General features: G+C 42.4%; 21 protein-coding genes and 1 tRNA gene. 11 read left to right on the top strand and 11 right to left on the bottom strand.

Going from position 1 to position 23,426, the window contains the following annotated elements:
- The first annotated feature begins 40 nt into the window (after positions 1–40).
- Together MuYL_RS13105 and MuYL_RS13100 are read left to right on the top strand one after the other, a co-directional pair.
- Entirely contained in the window at positions 41–826 is a 786-nt protein-coding gene (locus tag MuYL_RS13105; protein WP_094571010.1) for a helical backbone metal receptor, read from the top strand.
- A 166-nt stretch (positions 827–992) separates the two neighbouring features.
- Positions 993–1,589 carry a short chain dehydrogenase gene (locus MuYL_RS13100; protein ID WP_094571009.1) on the top strand — a complete coding sequence of 199 codons (597 nt, stop codon included), beginning with the start codon at positions 993–995 and terminating at the stop codon, positions 1,587–1,589.
- 78 nt (positions 1,590–1,667) lie between these two features.
- On the opposite strand, the gene MuYL_RS13095 is transcribed toward MuYL_RS13100, so the two are convergent.
- The 4 genes from MuYL_RS13095 to MuYL_RS13080 all read right to left on the bottom strand — a co-directional run bounded on the left by MuYL_RS13095 (position 1,668) and on the right by MuYL_RS13080 (position 8,247).
- Entirely contained in the window at positions 1,668–2,735 is a 1,068-nt protein-coding gene (locus tag MuYL_RS13095; RefSeq protein ID WP_245845522.1) for a phosphatidylinositol-specific phospholipase C1-like protein, read from the bottom strand.
- A 55-nt stretch (positions 2,736–2,790) separates the two neighbouring features.
- Positions 2,791–4,380 (bottom strand): RagB/SusD family nutrient uptake outer membrane protein, encoded by a 1,590-nt coding sequence (locus tag MuYL_RS13090; RefSeq protein ID WP_094571007.1) that lies wholly within the window; start codon positions 4,378–4,380, stop codon positions 2,791–2,793.
- Between the two features lie 19 nt (positions 4,381–4,399).
- The gene (locus MuYL_RS13085) at positions 4,400–7,414 is read right to left on the bottom strand and encodes a SusC/RagA family TonB-linked outer membrane protein (protein ID WP_094571006.1); all 3,015 of its coding nucleotides are present in this window, start codon (positions 7,412–7,414) and stop codon (positions 4,400–4,402) included.
- Positions 7,415–7,722: 308 nt separating this feature from the next.
- Positions 7,723–8,247, bottom strand: coding sequence for a DinB family protein (locus MuYL_RS13080; RefSeq protein WP_094571005.1), 525 nt, complete (start codon positions 8,245–8,247; stop codon positions 7,723–7,725).
- 439 nt (positions 8,248–8,686) lie between these two features.
- Here MuYL_RS13080 and MuYL_RS13075 point away from each other — a divergent pair, with 439 nt between their 5' ends.
- Positions 8,687–9,274: a hypothetical protein gene (locus MuYL_RS13075; RefSeq protein WP_094571004.1), complete on the top strand. Its 588-nt coding sequence runs from the start codon at positions 8,687–8,689 to the stop codon at positions 9,272–9,274.
- Between the two features lie 396 nt (positions 9,275–9,670).
- Complete coding sequence (locus tag MuYL_RS13070) at positions 9,671–10,360, top strand: VIT1/CCC1 transporter family protein (protein WP_094571003.1); 690 nt, start codon at positions 9,671–9,673, stop codon at positions 10,358–10,360.
- Between the two features lie 350 nt (positions 10,361–10,710).
- Here the strand turns inward: MuYL_RS13070 and MuYL_RS13065 are convergent.
- The 3 genes from MuYL_RS13065 to MuYL_RS13055 form a co-directional block, all read right to left on the bottom strand.
- A tRNA-Leu gene (locus tag MuYL_RS13065) sits at positions 10,711–10,792 on the bottom strand.
- Between the two features lie 250 nt (positions 10,793–11,042).
- The gene (locus MuYL_RS13060; RefSeq protein WP_094571002.1) at positions 11,043–11,483 is read right to left on the bottom strand and encodes a carboxymuconolactone decarboxylase family protein; all 441 of its coding nucleotides are present in this window, start codon (positions 11,481–11,483) and stop codon (positions 11,043–11,045) included.
- 70 nt (positions 11,484–11,553) lie between these two features.
- Positions 11,554–12,126 (bottom strand): Crp/Fnr family transcriptional regulator, encoded by a 573-nt coding sequence (locus MuYL_RS13055; protein ID WP_094571001.1) that lies wholly within the window; start codon positions 12,124–12,126, stop codon positions 11,554–11,556.
- 152 nt (positions 12,127–12,278) lie between these two features.
- Here MuYL_RS13055 and MuYL_RS13050 point away from each other — a divergent pair, with 152 nt between their 5' ends.
- Both MuYL_RS13050 and MuYL_RS13045 read left to right on the top strand, forming a co-directional pair.
- Positions 12,279–13,274: a Gfo/Idh/MocA family protein gene (locus MuYL_RS13050; RefSeq protein ID WP_094571000.1), complete on the top strand. Its 996-nt coding sequence runs from the start codon at positions 12,279–12,281 to the stop codon at positions 13,272–13,274.
- A 108-nt stretch (positions 13,275–13,382) separates the two neighbouring features.
- The gene (locus MuYL_RS13045) at positions 13,383–14,141 is read left to right on the top strand and encodes a hypothetical protein (protein WP_094570999.1); all 759 of its coding nucleotides are present in this window, start codon (positions 13,383–13,385) and stop codon (positions 14,139–14,141) included.
- Positions 14,142–14,211: 70 nt separating this feature from the next.
- Here MuYL_RS13045 and MuYL_RS13040 read toward each other — a convergent pair whose 3' ends face one another.
- On the bottom strand, positions 14,212–15,801 hold the full coding sequence (locus tag MuYL_RS13040) for a carboxylesterase/lipase family protein (protein ID WP_094570998.1): 1,590 nt from the start codon (positions 15,799–15,801) through the stop codon (positions 14,212–14,214).
- Between the two features lie 133 nt (positions 15,802–15,934).
- On the opposite strand from MuYL_RS13040, the gene MuYL_RS13035 reads away from it, so the two are divergent.
- Together MuYL_RS13035 and MuYL_RS13030 are read left to right on the top strand one after the other, a co-directional pair.
- On the top strand, positions 15,935–16,687 hold the full coding sequence (locus MuYL_RS13035; RefSeq protein ID WP_094570997.1) for an NUDIX hydrolase: 753 nt from the start codon (positions 15,935–15,937) through the stop codon (positions 16,685–16,687).
- 9 nt (positions 16,688–16,696) lie between these two features.
- Positions 16,697–17,212, top strand: a complete 516-nt coding sequence (locus MuYL_RS13030; protein WP_094570996.1) for a GNAT family N-acetyltransferase — start codon at positions 16,697–16,699, stop codon at positions 17,210–17,212.
- 45 nt (positions 17,213–17,257) lie between these two features.
- On the opposite strand, the gene MuYL_RS13025 is transcribed toward MuYL_RS13030, so the two are convergent.
- Together MuYL_RS13025 and MuYL_RS13020 are read right to left on the bottom strand one after the other, a co-directional pair.
- A complete protein-coding gene (locus MuYL_RS13025; RefSeq protein WP_094570995.1) occupies positions 17,258–18,448 on the bottom strand; it encodes an Ig domain-containing protein in 1,191 nt (396 codons plus the stop codon).
- Positions 18,441–18,701: a hypothetical protein gene (locus MuYL_RS13020; protein WP_094570994.1), complete on the bottom strand. Its 261-nt coding sequence runs from the start codon at positions 18,699–18,701 to the stop codon at positions 18,441–18,443. Before MuYL_RS13020 ends, MuYL_RS13025 begins: the two co-directional genes overlap by 8 nt.
- A gap of 133 nt (positions 18,702–18,834) precedes the next feature.
- On the opposite strand from MuYL_RS13020, the gene MuYL_RS13015 reads away from it, so the two are divergent.
- Positions 18,835–20,091, top strand: coding sequence for a hypothetical protein (locus MuYL_RS13015; RefSeq protein WP_094570993.1), 1,257 nt, complete (start codon positions 18,835–18,837; stop codon positions 20,089–20,091).
- Between the two features lie 121 nt (positions 20,092–20,212).
- On the opposite strand, the gene MuYL_RS13010 is transcribed toward MuYL_RS13015, so the two are convergent.
- Positions 20,213–21,127: a c-type cytochrome gene (locus MuYL_RS13010; protein ID WP_094570992.1), complete on the bottom strand. Its 915-nt coding sequence runs from the start codon at positions 21,125–21,127 to the stop codon at positions 20,213–20,215.
- A gap of 121 nt (positions 21,128–21,248) precedes the next feature.
- Here MuYL_RS13010 and MuYL_RS13005 point away from each other — a divergent pair, with 121 nt between their 5' ends.
- Together MuYL_RS13005 and MuYL_RS13000 are read left to right on the top strand one after the other, a co-directional pair.
- Complete coding sequence (locus tag MuYL_RS13005; protein ID WP_094570991.1) at positions 21,249–22,568, top strand: MFS transporter; 1,320 nt, start codon at positions 21,249–21,251, stop codon at positions 22,566–22,568.
- A gap of 10 nt (positions 22,569–22,578) precedes the next feature.
- The gene (locus MuYL_RS13000) at positions 22,579–23,307 is read left to right on the top strand and encodes a (Fe-S)-binding protein (protein WP_094570990.1); all 729 of its coding nucleotides are present in this window, start codon (positions 22,579–22,581) and stop codon (positions 23,305–23,307) included.
- Positions 23,308–23,426: the final 119 nt, after the last annotated feature.

The raw sequence follows: 23,426 nt of genomic DNA, 5'->3' as shown, positions 1-23,426 counted from the left end.
CGTTTTTTGATAGGTTAAGCTAACTAATTCAGTTAAAAAAATGCCGTTATTTTATGATCAGCTCAACAGGCAAATAAACCTGCCCTCAGTGCCTCAACGGATAATTTCGGTAGTGCCCTCGCAAACAGAGCTGCTGTTTTATCTGGGGCTGGATAAAGAGGTGATCGGGATAACTAAATTTTGTATCCATCCTGCCGGTAAATTTAAAGCGGCCACAAAAATTGGCGGCACCAAGCAGCTGGACCTCGCTCATATAAAAGCGCTTAGACCTGATCTTATCATCGCTAATAAAGAAGAGAATGACCGCAGTCAGCTGGAAGAACTGATGCAGCACTTCCCGGTTTGGATCAGTGATATATACAACCTGGAAGATGCGCTGGATATGATTGAGCATCTGGGCGCTTTAACCGGGAAAAGCAGCGAAGCGACAGCGCTCTGCAACGCCGTCAAGGAAAACTTCTCAACTCTGGTACCATCCCTGTCAGCCCTTAAAACTGCGTACTTTATATGGCGAAAACCGTATATGGTGGCCGGTAAAAATACTTTTATAGACAATATGCTGCAAAAGTGCGGACTGGTGAATGTATTTGCAGCTGAAAGGTATCCCGAAGTTTCCTTATCGGAGATAACCGAAGCCAGGCCGGATGTGATACTGCTTTCTTCAGAGCCTTATCCATTCAAAGAAAAGCATATTGCAGAACTTAGTGCCGCGGCGCCCGCTGCGATTATTAAACTGGTTGACGGCGAAATGTTTTCATGGTACGGCAGCAGATTACTAAAAGCGCCGGGCTATTTTCAAGATTTAATCAACAGCCTGCACCGATAATAAAAAAACGCATCTCGTACTTTTAATGAAACTTTAAATAGAAAAACAATTTTATTGTGCAGGTTGATTTATCTTTAATGTTTATAACAAAGGCTTTTGTGGCAGCCAAAGTTTGGCTAAAAAGCCGGTGATTTACTGAATAGCAAAAAAATCAATCCTTATGCCTATGAAAATTATTGTAGTTGGTGCCACAGGTACTATTGGTAAACACATTACCGCGGCATTGCAAAAAGAGCATGAAGTAATAACAGCTGGCTCGAAAAGCGGCGATTTACAGGTAGATATAACCTCGCCTGAATCTATTGAGCGATTTTACGAACAGGCAGGAAAATTTGATGCACTGGTTAGCGCAACCGGCAGTGCGTACTTTGGCCCGTTGAATACCATGAAAGATTCGGACTTCAGGGTTGGGATCAACAGCAAGCTGATGGGTCAGGTAAACCTGGTATTAACCGGTCAGCACTATGTTAATCACAAAGGTTCGTTTACGCTAACATCGGGAATATTGAGCGAGGATCCCATCGTACTTGGTGCCAATTTAAGTGCCGTTAACGGGGCAATCAATTCCTTTGTAAAATCTGTTGCTGTTGAAATTGACAATGGGGTGCGTATTAATGCGGTAAGTCCAGGTGTTTTTGAAGAATCACCGGATTACTTTCCCTATTTCGCCGGTCATATCCCTGTTAAAATGGACAGGGTGACGCAGGCGTACATCAAAAGTGTATTGGGCGCTCTTACCGGGCAGGTGATTGAAGTATATTAAATACCGCTGTATATCATACAAAAGCCGCCTCTTTTTGGAGAGACGGCTTTTATCCTGGGTTCACTTATTTTGTAATTTTTAAAAAAGCGGATTTAAACGGAAGTATTTATTGTCGTCGAAACTTACCACGTAATCCGATTTAAAATGAGTGCTCTTTTGGTAGTAATCTGTTGAGATGATCTGTGCATCTGACTGCATAGCTGCGGTGAAGCTGCTTTTATCATTATTGCGTGCTTCAACAGTACCGCTATCGGCCCGGGTACGGATGATGTATCCCTTTTTAACAAGGGACTTTATTAAATCCTTTTGTTTTATAGCATCATTCATAATATGAATAGCCGCTTCGGCTGTACCGGGCTCAGCATCTGCAAAAAGCATCCGGCCCTTTAATGATGGGTGCCCGGCTATATACATGCTGCGTTTAGGGCCATTCTCGTCCAATATAAAAATAAATTTACCCCTGGCATCTTTTAGCTTCGGCCAGTTACCGTGAAGTACGGCGCTGTTTAAAGTTTTATATTTTCCGCGCACCACATCCGGCGTTATCAGGTAGCCCGTGCCCAAATTTGTTGCAATGGCTTTATCCAGGTCATCAAAAACGCGTGGCGTAAATTTCTCGGGTATGGTAAAGCCTGGTTTTTTCATCTTTTCATCCTTCGCGTTCACGGTGATGAAAACAGGGTTATGATCGGGGTGCGCGTCCGACCATTTTTTAAGCTCCTGCAGGCATTGTTTAAAAGTAGGGCAGTTGCTTCTGAAGTCAATATCCTGGATATGGAAAACCTTAAAGCCGGGTTCATTCATTAGCCCCTGCGGGTCGTATGCCGGCTGTCCCGGCACCCATGTCAGGCCTTTGGGATGCGCATAACGGCCGCCTTTGGTATCGGCATATACATCAATTTCAAGGTCGAGTAATCCAAGGTTAAGCTGGTCGGTAAGGCTGATATGACTGTAGTCAATCTTACTCATTTCAACAGAATCCCGCTGCTGTAAAAAGCGGAACAATTTAGGGTCAATAGCCTGTTTGTAACTGTTGTGCGAACCTATTACCTGGATGTGGTTGATAGGCACATTATCATTTCCGTTACCGGGGTTAAAAGCCGGCAGCAGTGCAATTATTAGTAGTCCAAAAATAGCTTTCATCATCGTAAAATATTAAAAGAGGCCGGTTTAATGCCGGCCTGCTTTGTTTTAACACCAATTAATAACCGGGGTTTTGAACCAGGTTAGGGTTTGTTTTAAGCTCGGTAGATGGAATAGGATACAGCCTGCGGCTTGGATCGGTATTCATTTTTAAGTTATCATTTGGCAGCGGGTATTCTTTTTCGAACAGTCCATAACGGATCAGGTCGTTACGGCGCCATGCTTCCCATGAAAGCTCACGTGCACGTTCGTCTAAAAGTCCGTCCAGATCAATTGATCCTGCAGCCTGTGCGCCGGCGCGGGCACGCAGTTTGTTTACCAGTAAAAGCGGTGTCTGCAATTCGCCCCTTGCAGTGGTAGCCGTAGCGCCACGCAGTATGGCTTCTGCCTTCATCAGGTAAACATCAGACAAACGGAATACTGGCACATCATTACTGTTTAAACGTGTAGCCTGGATCATAGTTGGATCAGGATAATATTTGATGGACCTGACACCTTCTGACTGGGTAGCAATGGTATTGCCCAAATCCATAGGTTTTGGTGGTACCAGGATAAGATTAGGCGTAATTACAATTTGCGTAGTTGTGTTTGGATAATAGACGGGCTGGGTTGTAAAACCGCCGTTACCGTCGGGATAAAACTGCGGGCCAACAAGCCAGGTTTTAGTACGCGCATCGCCGGGGATGTTAAAACGGTTGTAAAACTCCGGTGCGGTACTCATGGCAATACTTAGGCCTACGTTAAAACCATAAGCCTGTGCCAGGTAATAAAAGAAACCAAAACGGGTAAACTGGTTGCCCGGTATCTGCTGATCATAAGGAATAGCAAATATGGTTTCGTTAATCTGCGGGCCGTTGTTTGGTAAAAATATATCCCTGAAACGGGCATCCAGGTTATAATTCTGGTTATTCTGAACACTGTCGGCCATGGTAACCACATCCTGGTAACGGGTGGCACCGGTATAAACGCCCGCGTTCAGATACATTTTTGCCAGCAGCGCAAATACCATCCCTTTAGTTGGGCGGCCGTACTGTAAGGTGTTGGTTGCCAAATTACTTGATTTTGATGGCAGCAGCGGTAATACGGCCTGTAGTTCGCTTTCAATAAACTGGAACACTTTTGCCCTTGGCTGTGTTGCAGGCGGCGTAGCTACCGGGAAAGTGGTGATGATGGGCACGTTACCGTAAGTATCCATCATAAAATAATAATACAGCGCACGCATGGCTTTTATCTCGGCTGTGTATGATGTTTTTAAAGCAGCCGATGAGTTGGATGCGGCAATAACGGTTAACAAACGGTTACAGGTATTGATACCGCTAAAACCCCATTGCCAGATGCCGATAACGTTCGGATGGTCAAAAGTCCAGGTGTGGTAATGCAGCTGCCTGTATTGCCCGCCATCGTCAAAGTTACCATCACGCGCCGGCAATATTGCCTCGTCTGTTGACAGTTCCTGCATGCGCCAGTAGTTTACCGCAAAGTTTGATGACAGGTTTGAATATATGGTACCCACCAGTGCGGTATAATCCGCAGGGGTACTTGGAAAGTTAGCTTTTACATATTGTGACTCTACAGGCACATCTAACTTTTTACAGGAGCTTGCAGTAATTGCTGCAACGGCTGCCAAAAATATATAGATCTTTTTCATGATGCTTTATTTATTGCTATTAAAATGATGCGTTTAAGCCCATTAAGAATGTGCGTGTTTTAGGATAAAAGTTATTATTATCAATACCCGGTGTTAAACCGCCGATGTTTACTTCCGGATCAATACCCTTGTATTTGGTGATCAGGAACAAGTTATTACCTGACACATATAAGCGTATGCTTTTTATTGCCGGGATCTTCGGTTTAATGGTATAGCCTAAAGTAGCGTTATCCAGGCGCAGGTATGAACCGCTTTCCAGGAAACGATCTGAGATCAGGTAGCCGTTGATATCTTTGAAAGATTCGCCTAAGGTAAATCTTGGGATATTCTGTAAACGGGAGTCGGCCGGGTTATTCAGGTTGGCCAGCGTGGCATTCAGGATCTTATTGCCGGTTACACCACGGATAAGGAAGTTGAAATCAAAGTTTTTGTAAACAAAGGTATTTGTCCAGCCGTAAATGATATTTGGCTGTGCATTACCTGCAATGCGCTGGTCGGTAGTAAGCGGCTGGGTTGCTATTACATTGCCCGCGGCATTTTGATAGGTACTAACGCCCTGGTCGTTTTTACCCATGTAGTGCCATAAGTAGAAGGTACCTAATGCGTAACCCGGCTGAACGATCTGGCTGTAGTTACCCGATTGCCCTTTACCGCCCAGTTGCGCAGTATAGAATTGCGGCAGGTTGAATTTACCGTTCGACAAGCTTTCGATCACGTTTTTATTGTGCGAAACGTTCACAGATGTTCTCCAACTGAAATCAGATGTTTTTACAATGGTTGAATTTAACACCACCTCGATACCGGAGTTTTTAATTTTACCGGCATTAGCTGTAATGGTAGGGGTAAAGTACTGGGTTAACGACACCGGGTACTGGTCATAGATCAAGTCTGACGTTTTCTTGATATAATAATCAATTGAACCGGTAATGCGGTTTTTAAACAACCCGAAATCCAAACCAATGTTGGTTGTTGCGGTGCTTTCCCACTTCAGGTCGGGGTTTTCATTCCGCACGGCGCCAATGGCGTTTGTAACGTTACCGTTGTATAAAAACTTACTGCTGGTACCGTTTACTGATTGTGTTCCGTAAATAAGGATAGACGAGAATGCATCAAAGCCTACGCTGTTACCTGATACACCGTAACCAACCCTTAATTTAAGATCGCTGAAAACAGGCATGTTCTTCATAAAATCTTCGTTGATGATGCGCCATCCGGCCGAAACCGCGGGGAACAAACCGTAACGATGATTGGCACCAAATGCTGATGAACCGTCATCGCGCAACGAGGCCTGGAACAAATATTTATCGGCAAACTGGTATTGAACACGGCCATAGTAGGAGATGAGCCTTAGTGTTGAGATCGGGTTATTATCAAACGCTATTTGCGATACCGAAGACGGGTTTGATAAAAACAGGTTGTTGTAGGCCAGGTTATCGTTCGAGAAGTTTTGGGTTTGTACGCCAAAGCCATCATTGGTACGGTTTTGCTGGTAGGAGTAACCTGCTAAAAACTTAAGCGTGTGCTGGCCAAATTCTTTATCATAGTTAAAGTACGACTCTACAATGGTGTTGGTGTTTAGCGTGGAGGTGCGGTGCGCCACGCCGTTTAAATTAACGGCCAGGCCCGAAAGGCTGTTCAGGTAACTGTTGTAGTTGTACTGGTCGCGCTGGGTTGATCCGCTTAAGGTAAATTTTAACCCGCTTAAGATATCCACCTGCACCACGCCGTTTATCAGCGTTTTATTGTCGTTGCTTTTTATGGTGTTGTTATTTAAAAGTGACAGCGGGTTTAGCGTTCCGCTGCCGGTACGCGTGTAATTTTCCTTATAACTGCCGTCCGGATTAAAAGGGCCCACAGTTGGCAAATAGAACAGCATGGCGGGCAGGATATTTTGCTGGAAAATATCGTTGCTGTTTGAATTACTGTTGGTTAAATTAAGGTTGAGTTTTAAATGATTGTCAAAAAAACGCTGGTTAATGTAGCCCCTGTAAATGGTGCGCTCCAGCGACGTGCGTTTCAGGATCCCGTCGTTTTTAAAGTAGTTTACGCTGGCGCCGTATTCCGCATTGTTGGAAGCGCCGCCGTATGACAGGTTGTGGTTTTGGGAATAACCTGTTCTTTCGATCAGGTTTTGCCAGTTGGTGTTTGAGCCGTCATCATCAATAGGCGTAGTAAGCGGTTTCTGCCCGTTATCGGCAAGGTACTTGCGCAGTTCATCGCCGCTCAGCATATCTATTTTTTTTGATACATTTTCGAGCGATGCATAAGCGCTGTACGACAAGCGGTTTTGGCCGGACTTTGCTTTTTTGGTGGTAACTATAATTACCCCGTTAGCAGCCCTTGAACCGTAGATAGCTGTTGACGATGCATCCTTTAACACATCTATACTTTCAATATCAGCAGGTGCCAGCACATCAATTGAAGCGCCGGGGATGCCGTCTATCACATAAAACGGTTCCTGTGCACCGCCTGTAGTACGGATGGTTGACGGGCCGCGCAATACTACGGACGGTGCCTGGTTAGGGTCGCCGCTTTTGGTTACGTTTAGCCCGGGTACCTTACCCTGCAGTAATTCGGCCGGGGTAGTGGTAACGCCAACGTTAAAATCTTCGGCTTTGATAGAGGTAATTGAGCCGGTTACATCCTTTTTGCTGGATGTGCCGTATCCTATCACTACCACATCTTTCAGTTGTTTGGCATCAGGTGTTAAGTTAACGTTAATGGTGGCAGATGCGCCAATGGCAACTTCGTTTTTAAGGTAACCAACGAAGGTAAACCTGAGCACTTCGCCGTTACTGACGCTGATGGAATAGTGCCCTTTTACATCGGTATTGGTTCCGCGGCCAGTGCCAATAACGGAAACCGAAACACCGGGAAGGGGTTCGTTTTTTTCGTCGGTAACGGTTCCTGTTACCGTTTTTGCTGATTGTGCGTGAGCCGCATACGCCGAAAACAGCAGCGCAAAAATCAAAAAGAAACTTTGCTTTTTGAGATAACTCAATTGCTTAAAAAAATAATGGTAATTTTTTTTCATGAGGATTAATTAAACAGACATGCAATAAACTAAGGGGCTATCCCTTATTTGTGCAAAGAAAACATGCCATTGTTATCAAATCATCAATTAAAAATTAGCTTTGATACAAAAAAGAAAAATGGAATGGGGGAAATTTGACGCTTAAAAGTGTGATGCAGCGCAATAAACATTTCCTTAATGTTAAATTTACAGGATAACTATGGTAGGTTTAGGTAAATATAGAAAGCCGGCAAGCAATTAAGCTGCCGGCTTTTTCATTAACTATAAAATGCGGGATGGTTTGTGGCTGGATAAATATTCACGGGCTATTAATACCGGGCCCAAAAAGCAGGGGGCTCAATTTCCAAGGAACGGAGGTAAACATAACCCTGCCCCCGGTGATGGATCTCGTTATCAATCCAATATAACACCAGGTCTGAAGTTATCCCTTCAAATTTTCCGAAAGCCAGCATCATTTCATGAAAGCGCTGCTGTGGAACCAGGGGCCAAAGGGTGTCGATTTTATGCGTTACATCGTCCCACAAATTTAAAACCTCTTCCTTTGTGCAGGCGAAACACTTTCCCGAATGGTGGCTGAGTTCTGCAAGGGGTGTGGAGGTGTTATGGAACAGGTCCTGGATGCCTGCATCTGCAATACTTATCATTTCATGCACCATCACTGCAAAGGGGCGCATTCCGCCGATGGCATAGTTGAACAGTTCTTCTTCCGGGAAAGCTTCTATAACCAGCCTTGTTAACCGGCGGTGGCCCTGCCAGTGGTTCAATATGGAAGCGGATGAAGTAAATCCTTCAACCGCATGGTTTACCTGTTGTTTGATCTGATTGTTTTCCATTGTTGTTTGCTTAAGTTGATTTCATTACAAAGAAAAGATGGGGTAATGACAACCCTATGTCAGCAGGGGAGGATTGAAGAAGGAATAATTGCATTTCGCCAATTCATTTCTACCCAGTGGTCTAAGTTTAGCGCAGCGTTACTGCTGCCGGTTACGACGGGGAGCTTAAGTTACCAGTGATCAATAGTCAATTTCAGCCTGAATGCTGTTGGGATAGTTGTAAGATGCTTATAATTAAAGAGGGGCCACTTGAACATGCGGTTTTTTGGTACAATATTATTTTCCAACTAATATATTTGTTTATATTTATAATATATTTTATCAACCTAACTTTATTATGAATATACCATCCGAGAAATCCAGGAAAAATTTAAATAACTTATATATATCCATATTAGTTATAGTTGTAGCAGTTTTGGCTTATTTCTTTTTCAGGTAAATGAAAAGGCCAATTGTTATGCTTATACTTATGATAGTCATACTGTCATTATTAATAGGCAATCTGTTTAAATATCATTTTTTCACCGTTGATAGGATTATCAAACAAAAGGAATTTATTTCAGTAACCAAAGACGTTATCACACTCTTAACTATAGTTTTAGGTGCAATATTTTCTTACTACAGGTTCTTTAATGGAAGGACATTCTCTGCAAAAGCTGAAATCGAAATTGAGGTAACATTAATAGCTAAGCCAGGCGATAAAATAATGCATGCTTTAACGGTTTCGATCATAAACATTGGTACGCTTTCAATTTGGAATCCCATAGCTAAGGTAGCTGTTCGTGATTTTAATAATAATGACGAGAAATACAAAGAAGCTGTTGTTGAAGGGTTTGATAAAGTTAATTACCATAATGAGGTGGGAGATCGTAATTTTATTATCAATCCGGGTGAAAAAGCGCATTTTATGTACTGGAAGGAATTCGATTTAGCAACCTGGGCGGTGACGTACGTAGCGGAAATAAAATGTGCCAATAATCGTATTTGGCAAAAAACCATTACAGTTGCTAATAAAATTGAGGATTAACAGTTAACACTATTTTTCGAATAGTCACCAATTGTCTAAGTTTTAGCGCAGCATAACTTAGCATTAAAACACAGAAGCATTCTGCTTGCGAAACCAACCGGATTATTTATGTAGCATCCCCAATATTATTATATTGAAAAAGATATATTTATTACGGGTTATTTATTAAGCTGAAAGCTTTAAGCATTGTGGGGCTAAGTAAGGTCGCGTTATACTTAGGCCACAAAGAAAGATTCTACATGATCATAATCCCAACTTCTACAAAATGATTCTGTTTGAAATTTGAAGTTTTACAAAAATCAACTATTTATTTACTATTTATAAGTGGTCTATTTATCAATGATTTATAATGCAAACATTTTCTTCCTGATCACGTAATTAGTTCAAATTATTTAAATGAAATCAGAAGAACATTATACCAATAGAAGCGGGTGGTTGCGGGCAGCGGTTTTAGGCGCCAACGATGGCATCCTATCAACAACAAGTATAGCGATAGGCGTTGCGGCGGCCAGTACTACAAGAAGCCCGATCATCCTGGCAGCATTGGCAGGATTAGTAGCGGGTGCACTATCCATGGCTGCAGGAGAATACGTTTCTGTAAGTTCGCAGTCCGATATCGAAACTTCAGACCTCGAAAGAGAGAAAAAAGAACTGGAAACGATGCCGGAGGAGGAGTTGAAAGAACTTGCAATGATCTACCAGAACAGGGGCCTCGACCCTAAACTGTCATTGCAGGTAGCTGAGCAACTTACTAAATATAATGCGCTGGAGGCCCATGCCAAAGACGAATTAGGCATTAATGAGTTCTCGAAGCCAAAACCTTTGCAAGCCGCCCTGGCATCTGGAGCATCTTTTATCTCCGGCGGGATTTTACCATTTTTAGTGGCTTTATTTGCGCCGGTTAGTTCTATGGTTTACCTTTTGTACGGATCAGCAACGATATTTCTTGCTATTTCCGGCGGTGTTGCAGCAAAGGCAGGCGGATCAAATGTGACAAAAGGGATCATAAGGATTTGCTTTTGGGGTACTATAGCTATGGGCATTACTGCGCTGGTCGGCTATTTATTCGGGGTAAAAACTGCATAAATATAAAACTGGTTTAAGTTGTCGCGCAGTGTAACTTAAACCAGTGGGGTTTAAACGCTAAGGCAACAGATAAAACGAAACAGCAATTTTACCCAATTCAAAAAAGTGAAACATGCTGATTATGAATTAATTAAAGCATTTCATTAAAAAGCGGTAATTTTTAAACATACTGATTATCAGATAATTGCATTTATCAGACCTACTATTTAAGGAGTAAGTATCTAACAATCAGCATGTTTCACTTTGTTCCACTCCGTTCCGCTTGAAAAGTGGAACGCTTTGCCAGCGCGGCATTTAGCGCGCCCGGTATAAAGTAAAAAGCCGTTAACTTTTCAGTTAACGGCTTTTTGTGCGGAAGAAGGGACTCGAACCCCCACGCCGTGAAGCGCCAGATCCTAAGTCTGGTGCGGCTACCAATTACGCCACTTCCGCAGTTAGGATTTTTATGAGGTTGCAAAGATAGCCTAAAAATGTAAATTCTAAAATGTTTTTTGCTTTTACTTGTATCAGGCTATTACACAACGGTTTATTTTTTAATCTCCCGTTTGCTGCGATAAAAATGGCACTGTTATTCAGAAAATACGGTGTTGAGCGTAGTTTTTAAATGAAAATTTAGCCGGACCTGAGCAGTAAATAATGCGTAAGTCCGGCTAACTGTTAAAATATTAAGAGGGTAACCTGCTTATAATAAAACCGGTTCCAGTTTGGTGGTAACCCCGATCCGGTTCCAGGCGTTGATGGTGATGATTGCCATAATGACTTGGGCAAGATACGTATGGTCAAACAACGCAGCTGCCCTGTTGTAGGTTTCATCGGAAACCTTGTTGCTGATCAGCGTTACTTCTTCGGTAAGGGCCAGGATAGCGCGTTCCTGCTCGTCAAAAAAGGAAGTTTCGCGCCAGGAGGTCAGTCCGTAAATGCGCTGTTCGGTTTCCCCGGCTTTGCGTGCATCGCGGGTATGGATATCGATGCAATACGTACAGCCATTTAGTTGTGATGCGCGGATCTTGATCAGGTCCTTGTGACGGGTAGTTAAACCGGTGCTTTCCACGTAATGTTCCAGGGCCAGCATCGCTTTGTAAGCTGCAGGTTCGGCCACGTTAATTTTTGTTCTGTTGCTCATGATCTTGTTGTTTTGATAAGGCAAAGTTGCAGATCAAACACCTTCAGAAAAATGAACCACAGTTAAGAAATTAAAGTTTTTTGGCCCTTATCCTGCTCATAAACTGGGGTGTAAAGCCAAGGTAAGATGCGAGCATGTATTGCGGCACCCGCTGCATAAACTCCGGGAACCGGCTCGAAAAGTGGCGATAGCGTTCTTCTTCGGTTTGGTTAAAAATAAAGCCTATCCGCCGCTGAGAGGCCACGTAGGCTTTTTGCATCATTATCCTGAAATAACTTTCCAAACGGGGGATGCGCTCAAACAGTACCGCCTGTTCCTTCTCGCTTAAAAACAAAACATAGGAGGCTTCCACGGCCTGGATATAACAGCTGGACGGCTGTTTGTTCATCAGCCCATCGTAGTCGGTTATCCACCAGTTTTCAATGCCGAATTGTATAATTTGCTCATTCAGCTTTTTATTTACAAAGTACAGTCGAAGGCAACCTTTAATAACAAAATAATTACCGCGGCAATGCTTACCCTGCTCCAATAAAAAATCTTTCTTTTTTAGTTGCAGCGGTTCCAGCTTTTCACAAAGCAGTTGTTCCTCTGCCGGGCTAAGGGAAGTGTATCTTTTGATATGATTGAGTAATTCCGGATACATATATGGGTGTTAAAGGAATATTGAACTGGAAATCTAATTAACTTAAAGCGTATTTATGATAAAATTTAAAGTTACCGAGCAGGCGTTAAAGTTTACATTAATAGTGTTTATTTTTTTGCCGCGTTATTGCTTCCCGGCGCTATCTTCGTATCATGAAAACTATAAGGTGGGGAATTTTAGGTGCCGGTAAAATTGCCGGAAAGTTTGCGGGCGACTTAAAACAGGTTGCTGATGCCGAGCTAATTGCCGTTGGTTCGCGATCACAGGAGTCAGCAGACCGGTTTGCTGATGAATTTGGTATAAAGAACCGCCACGCGGGATATGAAGCACTGGTTAGTGACCCTGATGTGGACGTAATCTATATAGCAACACCGCATAGTTTTCATTATGAACATGCGCTGCTTTGCCTGCAACATAACAAAGCGGTACTGTGCGAAAAGCCATTTGCCATGAATGCTGCCCAAACCCGGGCCATGATTGCGATGGCGCGGGAAAAGAAAGTTTTTCTGATGGAAGCGCTCTGGACAAAATTTCACCCTCATTACATCAAAATGCAGGAAATGATAGGGCAGGGGCTGCTGGGCAATATCCGTTCGGTACTGATCAACTTTGGTTTTAAACCTGTCGCACCAATACCGGCACGGCTTTTTGATCCGGCGCTTGGCGGCGGCACGTTAATGGATATAGGTATTTACAACGTATTTATGGCGATGAGTATTTTGGGTGCGCCTGATGCTATTGAAGCAACAATGACACCTGCCGCAACCGGAGTTGATGAACAATGCGCCATACTGTTTAAGTATAATAATGGTGCAATAGCACAGTTGTTCTCCAGCTTTACATCAAACCTGGCAACCGAAGCCGATATTGCAGGAACTGAAGGGCGGATCAGGCTTACCACGCGTTTTTTTGAACCTTCGGCAACTATTGAATATTACAAACAATATGCGGATAGCAGAGAGGTGATCCCGGTTGAAAAGGAAGCAGGTTTTGGTTACCAGTATGAAGCCCGTCATGTAAACGATTGTTTAAAACGCGGACTTATTGAAAGTGACGTGATCCCGTTTGCTGATACTTTGTTATTGATGGAAACACTGGATAAAATAAGGAGTATTGCGGGCATCCGGTATTCCTCAGACGAATTTTAATTCGTCACACCAAAAACTATTAGCTGGTTTAGTTCGTACATTTTTTAAAACAACAATTGGATTTTTTTATTTTAATTAAATACAATTGTTCTAACTCATCAAAATCTCATGAAAAAATTTACTTACCCGCTATTCTTAGCGTTAACTTTATTTAGTTCGGCTGCTGTAATGGCACAAAAAACAGATACAGTTAAAATGCATGGCTGGATGAAACACCAGCCCGCCGGCGCGATGCAGATACAGGTTACCTATCGCCAGGGCCACATCAGCCAGCTTAATAATGCGCTGAATGCGAACGGAATCCCTTCTATAAAACAATCGGATATATGGATAAACGCATCTATGAGCCATATCTGTGATAAATGGATGTTTGAAGACGGGATAGGTTTTACACCTATTGAAAGCTCATCGGTGAATGACCTTAAAGTTAAATATAACCAGTACCAGTTATTTTGGAGGGCAGGCTACAACGTGTCAACAAATACCAACGTAAGGGTTTATCCATTTGTAGGCGTTAACTTTTCTGCAGCGGTTTTAAATGTTCAGGATAAAGCGCGTGAGCAAAATACAACAAGCCTGCAGGATGAACTGTTAAACAGCACATCGAGCAAAACTTTGTGGCAGCCAAACTTCGGTATTGAACTTGGAGCTGGTTTCGACTACGTAATTAAACTGAAACCTAAGAAAACAGATTGCTTTACGGTTGAAAGAAACATCCCGATAGGCGTTAGAGCGGGTTACTATATTAACACCTACGCCGGTGACTGGAAAATTGACGGCTATAAGCTACAAAATAGCCCTAATCAAAAGCAAAGTGCAGTGTTCTTAACTTTTAACGTTGGTTTAGGCTACAAGGTTAAAAAGTAAAAACAATCTTCACAAAAAAAGGAACCCTCTTAGTAGTATGGCGGTTCCTTTTTCTATTTAAAGCGTCCTGTTATTTCGTATATAATTTATCCAGAAACAAATACCTTCCTTTATTTGCCTCAGCTTCAAGTTTTGAGGTAACATCAATATTCATAAACTTAACAGGACTTCCATTTGTATTTGGATCCCATTTGGGTAATCCCTTGCCATTGGGGTTACCTGTTTTTATAAAGTTGGCAAAGTAATTTTCTATAATTGCCGATACATTATAGTCGTCTTCTGTCCACGCATAAACTTTATTGTATGGAAGATTACCCATGGCAAATTCAATTTCAGACGCATGCGATGCACCTATCATTGCTTTTGGCATTTTATTAACTTTTGCATCATCTGCAGGCTTTACTTCATTTGGCCTTGGAGTAGAAAAGATATAACGATAGACAGGTTTATTAGCTGTTTTGGCTTGCAGGTCGGCCCATTTCCAGGTGCTGTAAACAATAAACCGGTCGCTGGCAAGAGCAGTTGCAGATTTAATAACTTCTTCTTGTGTTTTACCTGGATATAAACTTAAAACCTCATTAGCATTATCAGCAAATTGCGCCTTTACCTTTTTTACATAATTTTCGGGACTAGGCACATCGCCACCCATAAACGCCTGGTAGGAAATCTCAGCAGAATTCCAGCCTACCAATAGTGGAACATGTGCCTGTTCGCCCGCTTCCAATATTTCCAGCGGAGATTTTGGAAGAAAATAGCCGTCAATAGTCGCTGATAATGTCCATGCACCGGGTTTTGACGCAGCGTCAAGCAATTGAGCAGCAGGTATAGCTCGTAATTCTGCCAGTGTTTTGGTTCCGTTCTTTTCGGCAAAACTAACGCCATTCTTTTCGCCGTTGGCAAGCGGTGTGGCCGGCAGAGTAGGTTTTATCATAGCGCCGCTCTCGCCAATGGCACCTGCAATAAGATCTTTTGACAATGGAGATACCATTTGCGCGGACACAGATATAGAACCTGCAGATTCACCGGCGATAGTTACCCTTTTTGAATCACCTCCAAAAGCAGCAATATTAGCCTGCACCCATTTCAAAGCAGCGTTTTGATCAAGCAAGCCATAGTTTCCCGAAGCGTGATGGGGTGATTCCTGGGTAAGTTCGGGATGAGAGAAAAAACCAAAGATCCCTAAACGGTAATTTATAGTGACAGTAACAATTCCTTTTTGTGCCATGCTTTCGCCATCGTAACGAGACTCGGAACCATCACCTCCGACGAAGCCACCGCCGTAAAAATAAACCAGTACCGGCAATTTATCTTTTCCCGTCTTAGCGGGCGTCCAAACATTTAAATAAAGGCAATCCTCGCTCATGGTATCAGCACGGAAGATCATGTCGCTAAAAAAGTGCTTTTGCATCGGCATGTGGCTAAAATGATCAGCCTTAAGTACACCCGTCCAGTTAGCCGGGGGCTGAGGTTCTTTCCACCGCAGGTCGCCAATAGGGGGCAGGGCATAAGGAATACCCTTAAAACTACGTACCTGCGTTGCCTGGTTAAATGTTCCTGCCAACTCGCCATTGCTTATTTTAAGCTGGTTAGTAACGGACTGTGAAAAGGCTGAGGTAAAAAACAGCAGTGCACACAGCAGCGAAAAAGGAGTTTTCATCATAAAAAGTTTAATTGGTAAAATGATTTTGTTTTGAGATCGAAAAATAAATTTCTATTGTATCATTATGTTACAATAATAATCCCTTATTTTGATATTATCAACACATTCCATTTTTAAATTAATTCCTTTGTAGATGACCAAAATAAATTCACCCAGGGAAACAGATGAAAAAGGGGAGGGCTTTTTAAAAAGCATCGCTATTGATGCGGTAATATTTGGCTTTCATAACAACCAGCTAAAAGTTTTGCTGATAGAGTATAAACGAACAGGCTTGTTTGCTTTACCGGGGGGATTTATAAAAGATGATGAAGATGTAAATAGCGCCGCCACAAGGGTAGTAAATGACCGCACAGGCCTGGACGATATTTTCCTTGAACAATTTTATGTATTTGGCGATTATTCGCGCTACAACCCTGCACAGTTTAAAATTATTATTAGTGCCGGTGGGGCAGCTCCGCCAGATGACCATTGGTTATTAAAGAGATTTATTTCGATAGGTTATTACGCACTGGTAGATTTTACCCGCGCCAAACCAACCCCTGCCGCAATATTTGATAGCTGTGATTGGTATGACCTTGGCAGCATGCCGACGCTAATACAGGATCATTCTTTAATTGTTGATAAAGCGCTGAACACCCTCCGCGCGAACCTTGACCATAAGGTTATTGGTTTTAACCTGCTGCCTGGTGAATTTACAATGGGCGATCTGCAAAAGCTTTATGAAACTATATTAGGGAAAAAGCTGTTGCGCCCTGCATTTCAACGAAAAATGCTTGCCCTTGGGATATTGGAACGGGTAGCAAAAAAATGGACAGGTGGTGCACACAAAGCGCCGTATCTGTATAAATTTATAAATGAAACGATTGGTTTTTCATCAAAACAGTAAGTTAGACGCATGAACATCCTTGAAACAGAAAGATTATTGTTCCGCAAACATAGCTTAGCCGACAAGGAATCCTATTGTGCAATGGAAATGGACTCGGATGTTCGCCGCTTTGTTGGCGGCTATCCGCGGACGCGTGAAGAAGCTGAAAAGAGATTTGGCGCTACAACAAAACCCTCGGATAGCAGCCTCGGAATGTGGGCAACCATTTTAAAGAATGAACAGAAATATATTGGCCGCTGCGGCATTTATCCGCACTTTGATGCCGCAAGTAATCCCATTGAAGGCGAAGCATCCCTTGGATTATACATTGCAAAACCTTATTGGGGCAATGGTTTTGCAACCGAAGCCGGCGAAGGTTTTATTGAGATGGGGTTTAATAAGCTCGGACTTAACCGCATAGTAACCATGGTACAGGCCGGTAATAATGCATCGGTAAGGGTATTAGAAAAACTGGGGTTTCAACTTACTTCAACGGAAGAAAGGGTAAGAACATTTTATAATTTTGTGCTGGAAAATGCCAGATAAGACCCTTGCCGGCTTTTTGAACCGCCAAGGCTGAAATAGATTTATTTAATTAACAGATACCTTTAATTTAGCGCTAACCGTTGCCATTGCTGTATCGGTCGCTGTAATCTCAACTTCATACTTTCCGGGTTTTACAGGGTTGCCGGTTATTGTTTTAGTTATGGTATCAAACTTTAACCCCTCAGGCAATTGACCAACAGAAAAGGTTAACCTATTAATTCCGTCATCATCAAAAAATGTATCACCGGGGATTTGAAATGAAAAAGAACTGCCTGCCTTTGCACTCTGGTCCTTTATCGGGTTTTTAACATACGGTTCAAAATTGGTATGCTTTAATTTTTCAAACAGGGTATCAAATCTTACCCAGAAAATAAAACAATCTTTTTCGCTGTGTCCATGCGTGTAAAAGAGGTATTTACCATCCGGACTAACATATTCACCCCAGCGGTGGGCCAGGCCGTTATTAATTAGCGGGCCCAGGCTTTTGGGATTTGTCCAGGTGTCATCCTGCTTATGATAGCTAATGTAGAGTTCGCATTCAAAATCAGGATGTTCTTTTGCGCTGATAATCATGTATGACTCATCTTTTGCCACAAAGAAATCACCATTAAAACCGGGTGAATTTAATGGCACGCCAAGGCTTCTAATAGCAGTATCGCCTTTTGAAGCATCAATTCTTGAAAATTTACAGTTTCGCCAGTCCCTGGTACCCCAGTTGCCATTGCTGCCTGCGTACATATTACCGCTAATGGTTGGCATAAAGTCATAAAGCCTGTAAGGTTTATGCATGTATTCAACGGGTGCCGTCCAGCCCGTATCTGTTCTGTGTGCCTGCCAAACAAAGTCTTTCCCCGGTACTTTATCAGGTCCGCCAATAAAATACATTGTTTTCCCATCCGGCGAAAAAGTGGGCGCATAATACTTTTCAGTTAGCACATAAGGCCCGTTCCATTTACCGTTGGCATATTTTAAGTATTTCACCTTCAGGTTTTTGCCATCAAACCAAGTGTTATTGTGGCTGTAGTAAAACTCCTTCCCATCGTCTGAGAATGCAACCCTGTCGCCTGCCCAGGCGCCTTTTTCAGCCAGTATGCCCGGAGCGAAAACCTTCGGCGTATCGGAAGGAGGGGTTTGCCCTAAATATGCATCGGGGCTATCCCACAGTTTAGCAGGTTCCTGTTGGCAGGCGAAAAATGCAAATAATATGAAAAGTAGTATAAAAGTTAATTTATTCATGATTGTTTATGCTTAAAGATGCTGAAATGCAGTTTGTAGCCGGCTGATCGGGCGACAGTTTAATAGTAACCGGTTCATTGCTACTGAAGGTGTTGACTATAGTAACAGCCTTTTCAATGCTTAATAATGGATCGGTTTGGGTTCCTTTTGCAACGCCTTTGCCTTTTAAAGCGTCAACGTACAGGGTTTGGGCATTTAGGTGCAGGCTTAGTGTCATCAGGGCGATTATCAATAAAAATTTCAGGTAGTTCATTTCTTTAGGTTTAATTTGCCATAATTAATGGCAAGTGATTTTTGCTTTGCGATATAAACTTACAGGAGGTGGTTATTTATACCAATTTCATTTAAAGTTCAATTTTTTTCAAGTTTTATCATTTTGATATTCAATGACTTCTGATATTAAAAAACTTATTGCAATTATTGAACAACAACTCGACTGGGGAGATTCGTCAGCCTGGCAAAGCCGTGATTTTGAAATTTTGAGCCAGCTCATTTATGACAAAACCAAGGTTTCGTTAAGTGAGAGTACACTCAGGCGAATATGGGGGAGGGTTGAATATAAACACCTGCCAAGCGCCACCACATTAGATACCCTGGCTCAGTTTGCTGGATTTGAAAGCTGGCGTACATTTATTAAGCAAAATACCGATAAAGCACCCCTGATAAAGACAAACATATTGCCGGTTAAGCAGAGTGAAAAGCTCGGTATTAATGTGACGTACCTCATATTGACCGTTGTTCTGATAGCAACGGGGGTGGTATCTTTTTTTATTATTAAAAGATCTGATCCGCAGATAAACGCTGCGGATTATAAATTCAGCAGCCAGCGGCTTACCAATGCTATCCCTAATTCTGTAATATTTGATTATAATGCTAAAAATGCCCCTGACGATTCTGTTTACGTTCAACAATCGTGGGATCCGCATACAAAAACGCTGGTGGATAAGAAAATGCACCAGCACACTTCTGTTTATTATGAGCCGGGCTTTTACCAGGCAAAATTACTAGTCGGTAAAAAAGTTGTAAAACAGCACAAGCTGATAATCCCCACCGAAGGCTGGCTGGGCCTTATTGAAGACAAACCCGTACCGGTTTACCTTAATACGCAGGATTTTATTGAAAAAGACATGCTTAACCTGCCGGTAGCTGTGATAAAGCAAAAAAACATGAGCATGCAGCCCAAGCCTACCTATGTAAAATATTATAACGTTGGTAATTTTAGGCCTGTGCCGCTTAATGATTTTAACTATTGCGCCGAAATAAAAAGCGGGTATAAGGAAGGAGAGGCAGCCTGCCAGTTTGCTGCTGTAGCACTTATTACTGACAGCGGACCTATCATCATTCCTCTTTCTATAAAAGGCTGCGTATCCGAGCTCACCTTATTTAATGTTGACAGGATCATATCGGGTAAAACGGCTAATTTATCAGGTTTTGGGGTTGAACTTTCCAATTGGGTTAAGGTTTCCTGTAAAAGCACCGCTAAAACCATCAGGTACTATGTTAATGATAAACAGGTTTTTGAATTTCAATTACCCGCCAATAATGTAAAAATTGTAGGGATATGGTTTGGCTTCCAGGGAACAGGGGCAGTCAGGAATATTGAGCTAAAAGGGCAAGATAAAACGGTGTTTAAGGCGTTTTGAACCCCTGATTCAAATAAGATGATTACTATCTTTAGTATCCGCCAACGCTATTAGAGGCTAAATTATTTGTCACGCTGCTGGAGCTGAACAACTGGAGCAGGAAAAGGTTAATATCAAGTTGTTACAAATGCTTTACCACATGGTATTTGGCGGGTACTGTCATTAAATAGGCATAAATTGCGTTCACCTCTTTGTCGCTTAAATATTCAAACTTTTCCATTGGTGCTTTAAGTTTTCTGTTGGGTGCCTGTCCATCTTTTAAAGCACGGCTAAATTCCTCCTTACTATAGTTGCCAATACCTGTATTTTTATCGGGGGTGATGTTTGAAGCCGCGATATCAGTTCCCTGTTCGCCTTTAAATATTGCACCGCCGGCAAGATATCCTTTGGTTTGTTCAGGGGAGATTGAATTTAACGACTTAAGACTTTTTGAATGGCAATGGTAACAACCAATATTGTCAACTAAATACCTCCCCAATGCAAGAGGTACATTATCCGACGGTCTCTTTATCCCTTCCTTGTAAGGTGCAGGTGCCGCTTTAAAACCTAAGTATATTTTTCCTATTAAACTGTAGCGCGTTAATCCTATTGTAGTATCTGCTGAACGCACTGCGGCATCGTTTGAACGCAGGTAAACAATAATATTATCGATATCCTCATCGGCCATGTTAGGACGAAGCATGTAAGACATAAATCTACCATCTTTGGCGATGCCCGTTTTAAGTAAATATCGTAGCTGGGCATCTGTATATTTAACAGTTAGTCCGTTTGTTTTTGAGTGGGTAAGATTTGCTGAATATACCGTTCCTGCAATAGAAGGCACATCATGAATTGGATTTCCTGCAAATTTTTTAAGCCCCTGATTGTAATGGCAACCCGCGCAAATACTGAAGGCAAGGTTTTTTCCGTGTTCCAAATTAACGTTCGAAAAACTTGCCTGATAGTCACTTTTGGCCGTTTCAAAATGCGTTTTACAGCTGATGACAATTATTACAGCCAGTAGTAAAGCTGTTACTTGGAGGCCTTTGTATTTCATAGCGTGGGGAATGTATTAGTTAATACAGCGTTGCGGTTACAATGTTTTGTTGCCGGTGATAGATTTATCTACTTTTTTAAATTTAATAAATCTTTATAATTTTCCCTACTTTTAACACGCAATGCAACCTAAAAACGATAAAAAAATCATCCGGGCCAGGGCCTTTTTTGATTGGGCCAACTCGGCTTATAACCTGGTAATAACCTCAACTATTTTCCCCGCCTATTATGTCGCTATTACGGCAAATGCTGCAAACGGCGACCGGGTTACCTTTTTCGGACATAGCTTTATCAATACGGCTTTATCCAATTACGCGCTTGCCGCCGCATATTTAATAATGGTTCTGTTGTTGCCTATTCTTACTTCAATTGCCGATTACCGGGGAAACAAAAAGGTGTTTATGCGTTTTTTTACGTGGCTTGGTGCGCTTGCCTGCTGTGGTTTGTTCATTTTTGATAAAAGCAACCTTGAGTTTGGTATTATATGTTTCGCGCTTGCTGCAATTGGGTACAGCGGTGGTTTTGTTTTTTATAACTCTTACCTCCCTGAAATTGCCACACTTGATATGCAGGACAATGTAAGCGCAAAGGGATTTACCTACGGCTACATTGGCAGCGTAATTTTGCAAATCGTTTGCCTTGTGTTTGTACTTATGCCTAAAACGTTTCATTTAACTGCGGGCGGAGCGGCTCAACTGTCGTTTTTACTGGTTGGCTTGTGGTGGATAGCTTTTGCGCATATCCCTTTCAGTGTATTGCCAAAGGGAAGTCCTAATGCCGAGCCCCGCCATAACAATATTATAAAAGGCGGATTTATTGAGCTTGGACATGTTTGGAATAAAGTGAAGGCAATGCCGTTGCTTAAACGCTTTTTACCGGCATTTTTCTTCTACTCCATGGGGGTACAAACCATTATGCTGGTGGCCGCCGGATTTGGCGCTAAAGTGCTGCACATGGAAACCAGCGGACTGATAGAGATCATTCTTATCATCCAGCTGGTAGCAATCGGAGGGGCAACTTTAATGTCGCGGCTTTCCGGTATTTACGGTAATGTACGGGTACTGGCAGGGGTGGTAGTTATATGGATAGGCGCTTGTATAGCCGCTTATTTTACAACAACTGTATTCCAGTTTTATGGATTAGCCATTGTTGTGGGGCTGATTATGGGCGGCATCCAATCGTTGTCAAGATCTACTTATTCCAAATACCTTCCACAGGACATCCCTGACAGCGCATCGTTTTTTAGCTTTTATGACGTTACCGAAAAACTGGCAATCGTTGGCGGGATGGCCAGTTTTGCTTTTATTGAAGAATTAACCGGCAGCATGCGCAATTCGGCGCTGGCCTTATGTGTTTTCTTTATTATCGGCTTAGTTTTATTATTTTCTTTACAGGCACAGGATAAGAAACTTAATAAAAATTCTGAATTTAGCGGTTCTTAATTCAGAGCAGATGAAGGTTGAGTTATTTATTCCGTGTTTTATTGATCAGTTATTTCCTGAAACGGCCTTCAATACCATAAAGGTTCTTGAAAAAGCGGGTTGTACCGTTGAATATAATCCCGCACAAACCTGCTGTGGCCAACCTGCTTTTAATGCCGGTTTTTGGGATGATGCAAAAACGGTGGGAAGCAAGTTTTTAAATGACTTTTCAGCTGATACGGTAATTGTATCGCCATCGGCATCATGCACGGGCATGGTTAAGAATTATTACAACGACCTGTTTACCAACACAACTTCGCACAATAAGTGTCGGGCTATCCAGGCCAACATTTTTGAACTTTCTGATTTTTTGGTAAATGTATTGCAGTTTGATTACTTCGGCGCCGAACTTGATGGCCGCGCTGTTTATCATGACAGTTGTGCCGGCTTACGCGAATGTAAGATAAAGGCCGAGCCCCGGCAATTACTATCAAAAGTACTTGGCCTTGAGGTAGTTGAACTTAAAGATGGTGAAACGTGCTGCGGTTTTGGAGGTACTTTCGCGGTTAAGTTCGACGCTATATCAACAGCTATGGCTCAGCAAAAAGTTGATTACGCCCTGGCTGCCCAGGCCGATTATATTATCTCTACTGATACCAGTTGCCTGATGCACCTGCAAAGTTATATCGACAAGAACAGTCTCCCGTTGAAAACCTATCATATAGCCGATGTGCTGGCGATGGGATGGGGAAATGTTTGATTAGCTATTTTATTGGGTTCAACCCATACCTTTTAGTCGTAGCTCCGTCTATTTGTTTCGCATTTAGATAATGCCCGTCAACTCATATGGAAAAATATTTCCATTCCCGATATCGTAAT

This window comes from Mucilaginibacter xinganensis (assembly GCF_002257585.1).
Lineage (GTDB): Bacteria > Bacteroidota > Bacteroidia > Sphingobacteriales > Sphingobacteriaceae > Mucilaginibacter > Mucilaginibacter xinganensis.
The sequence above is the reverse complement of the archived record's forward strand: the minus strand, read 5'-3'. Positions and strand labels throughout refer to the sequence as shown.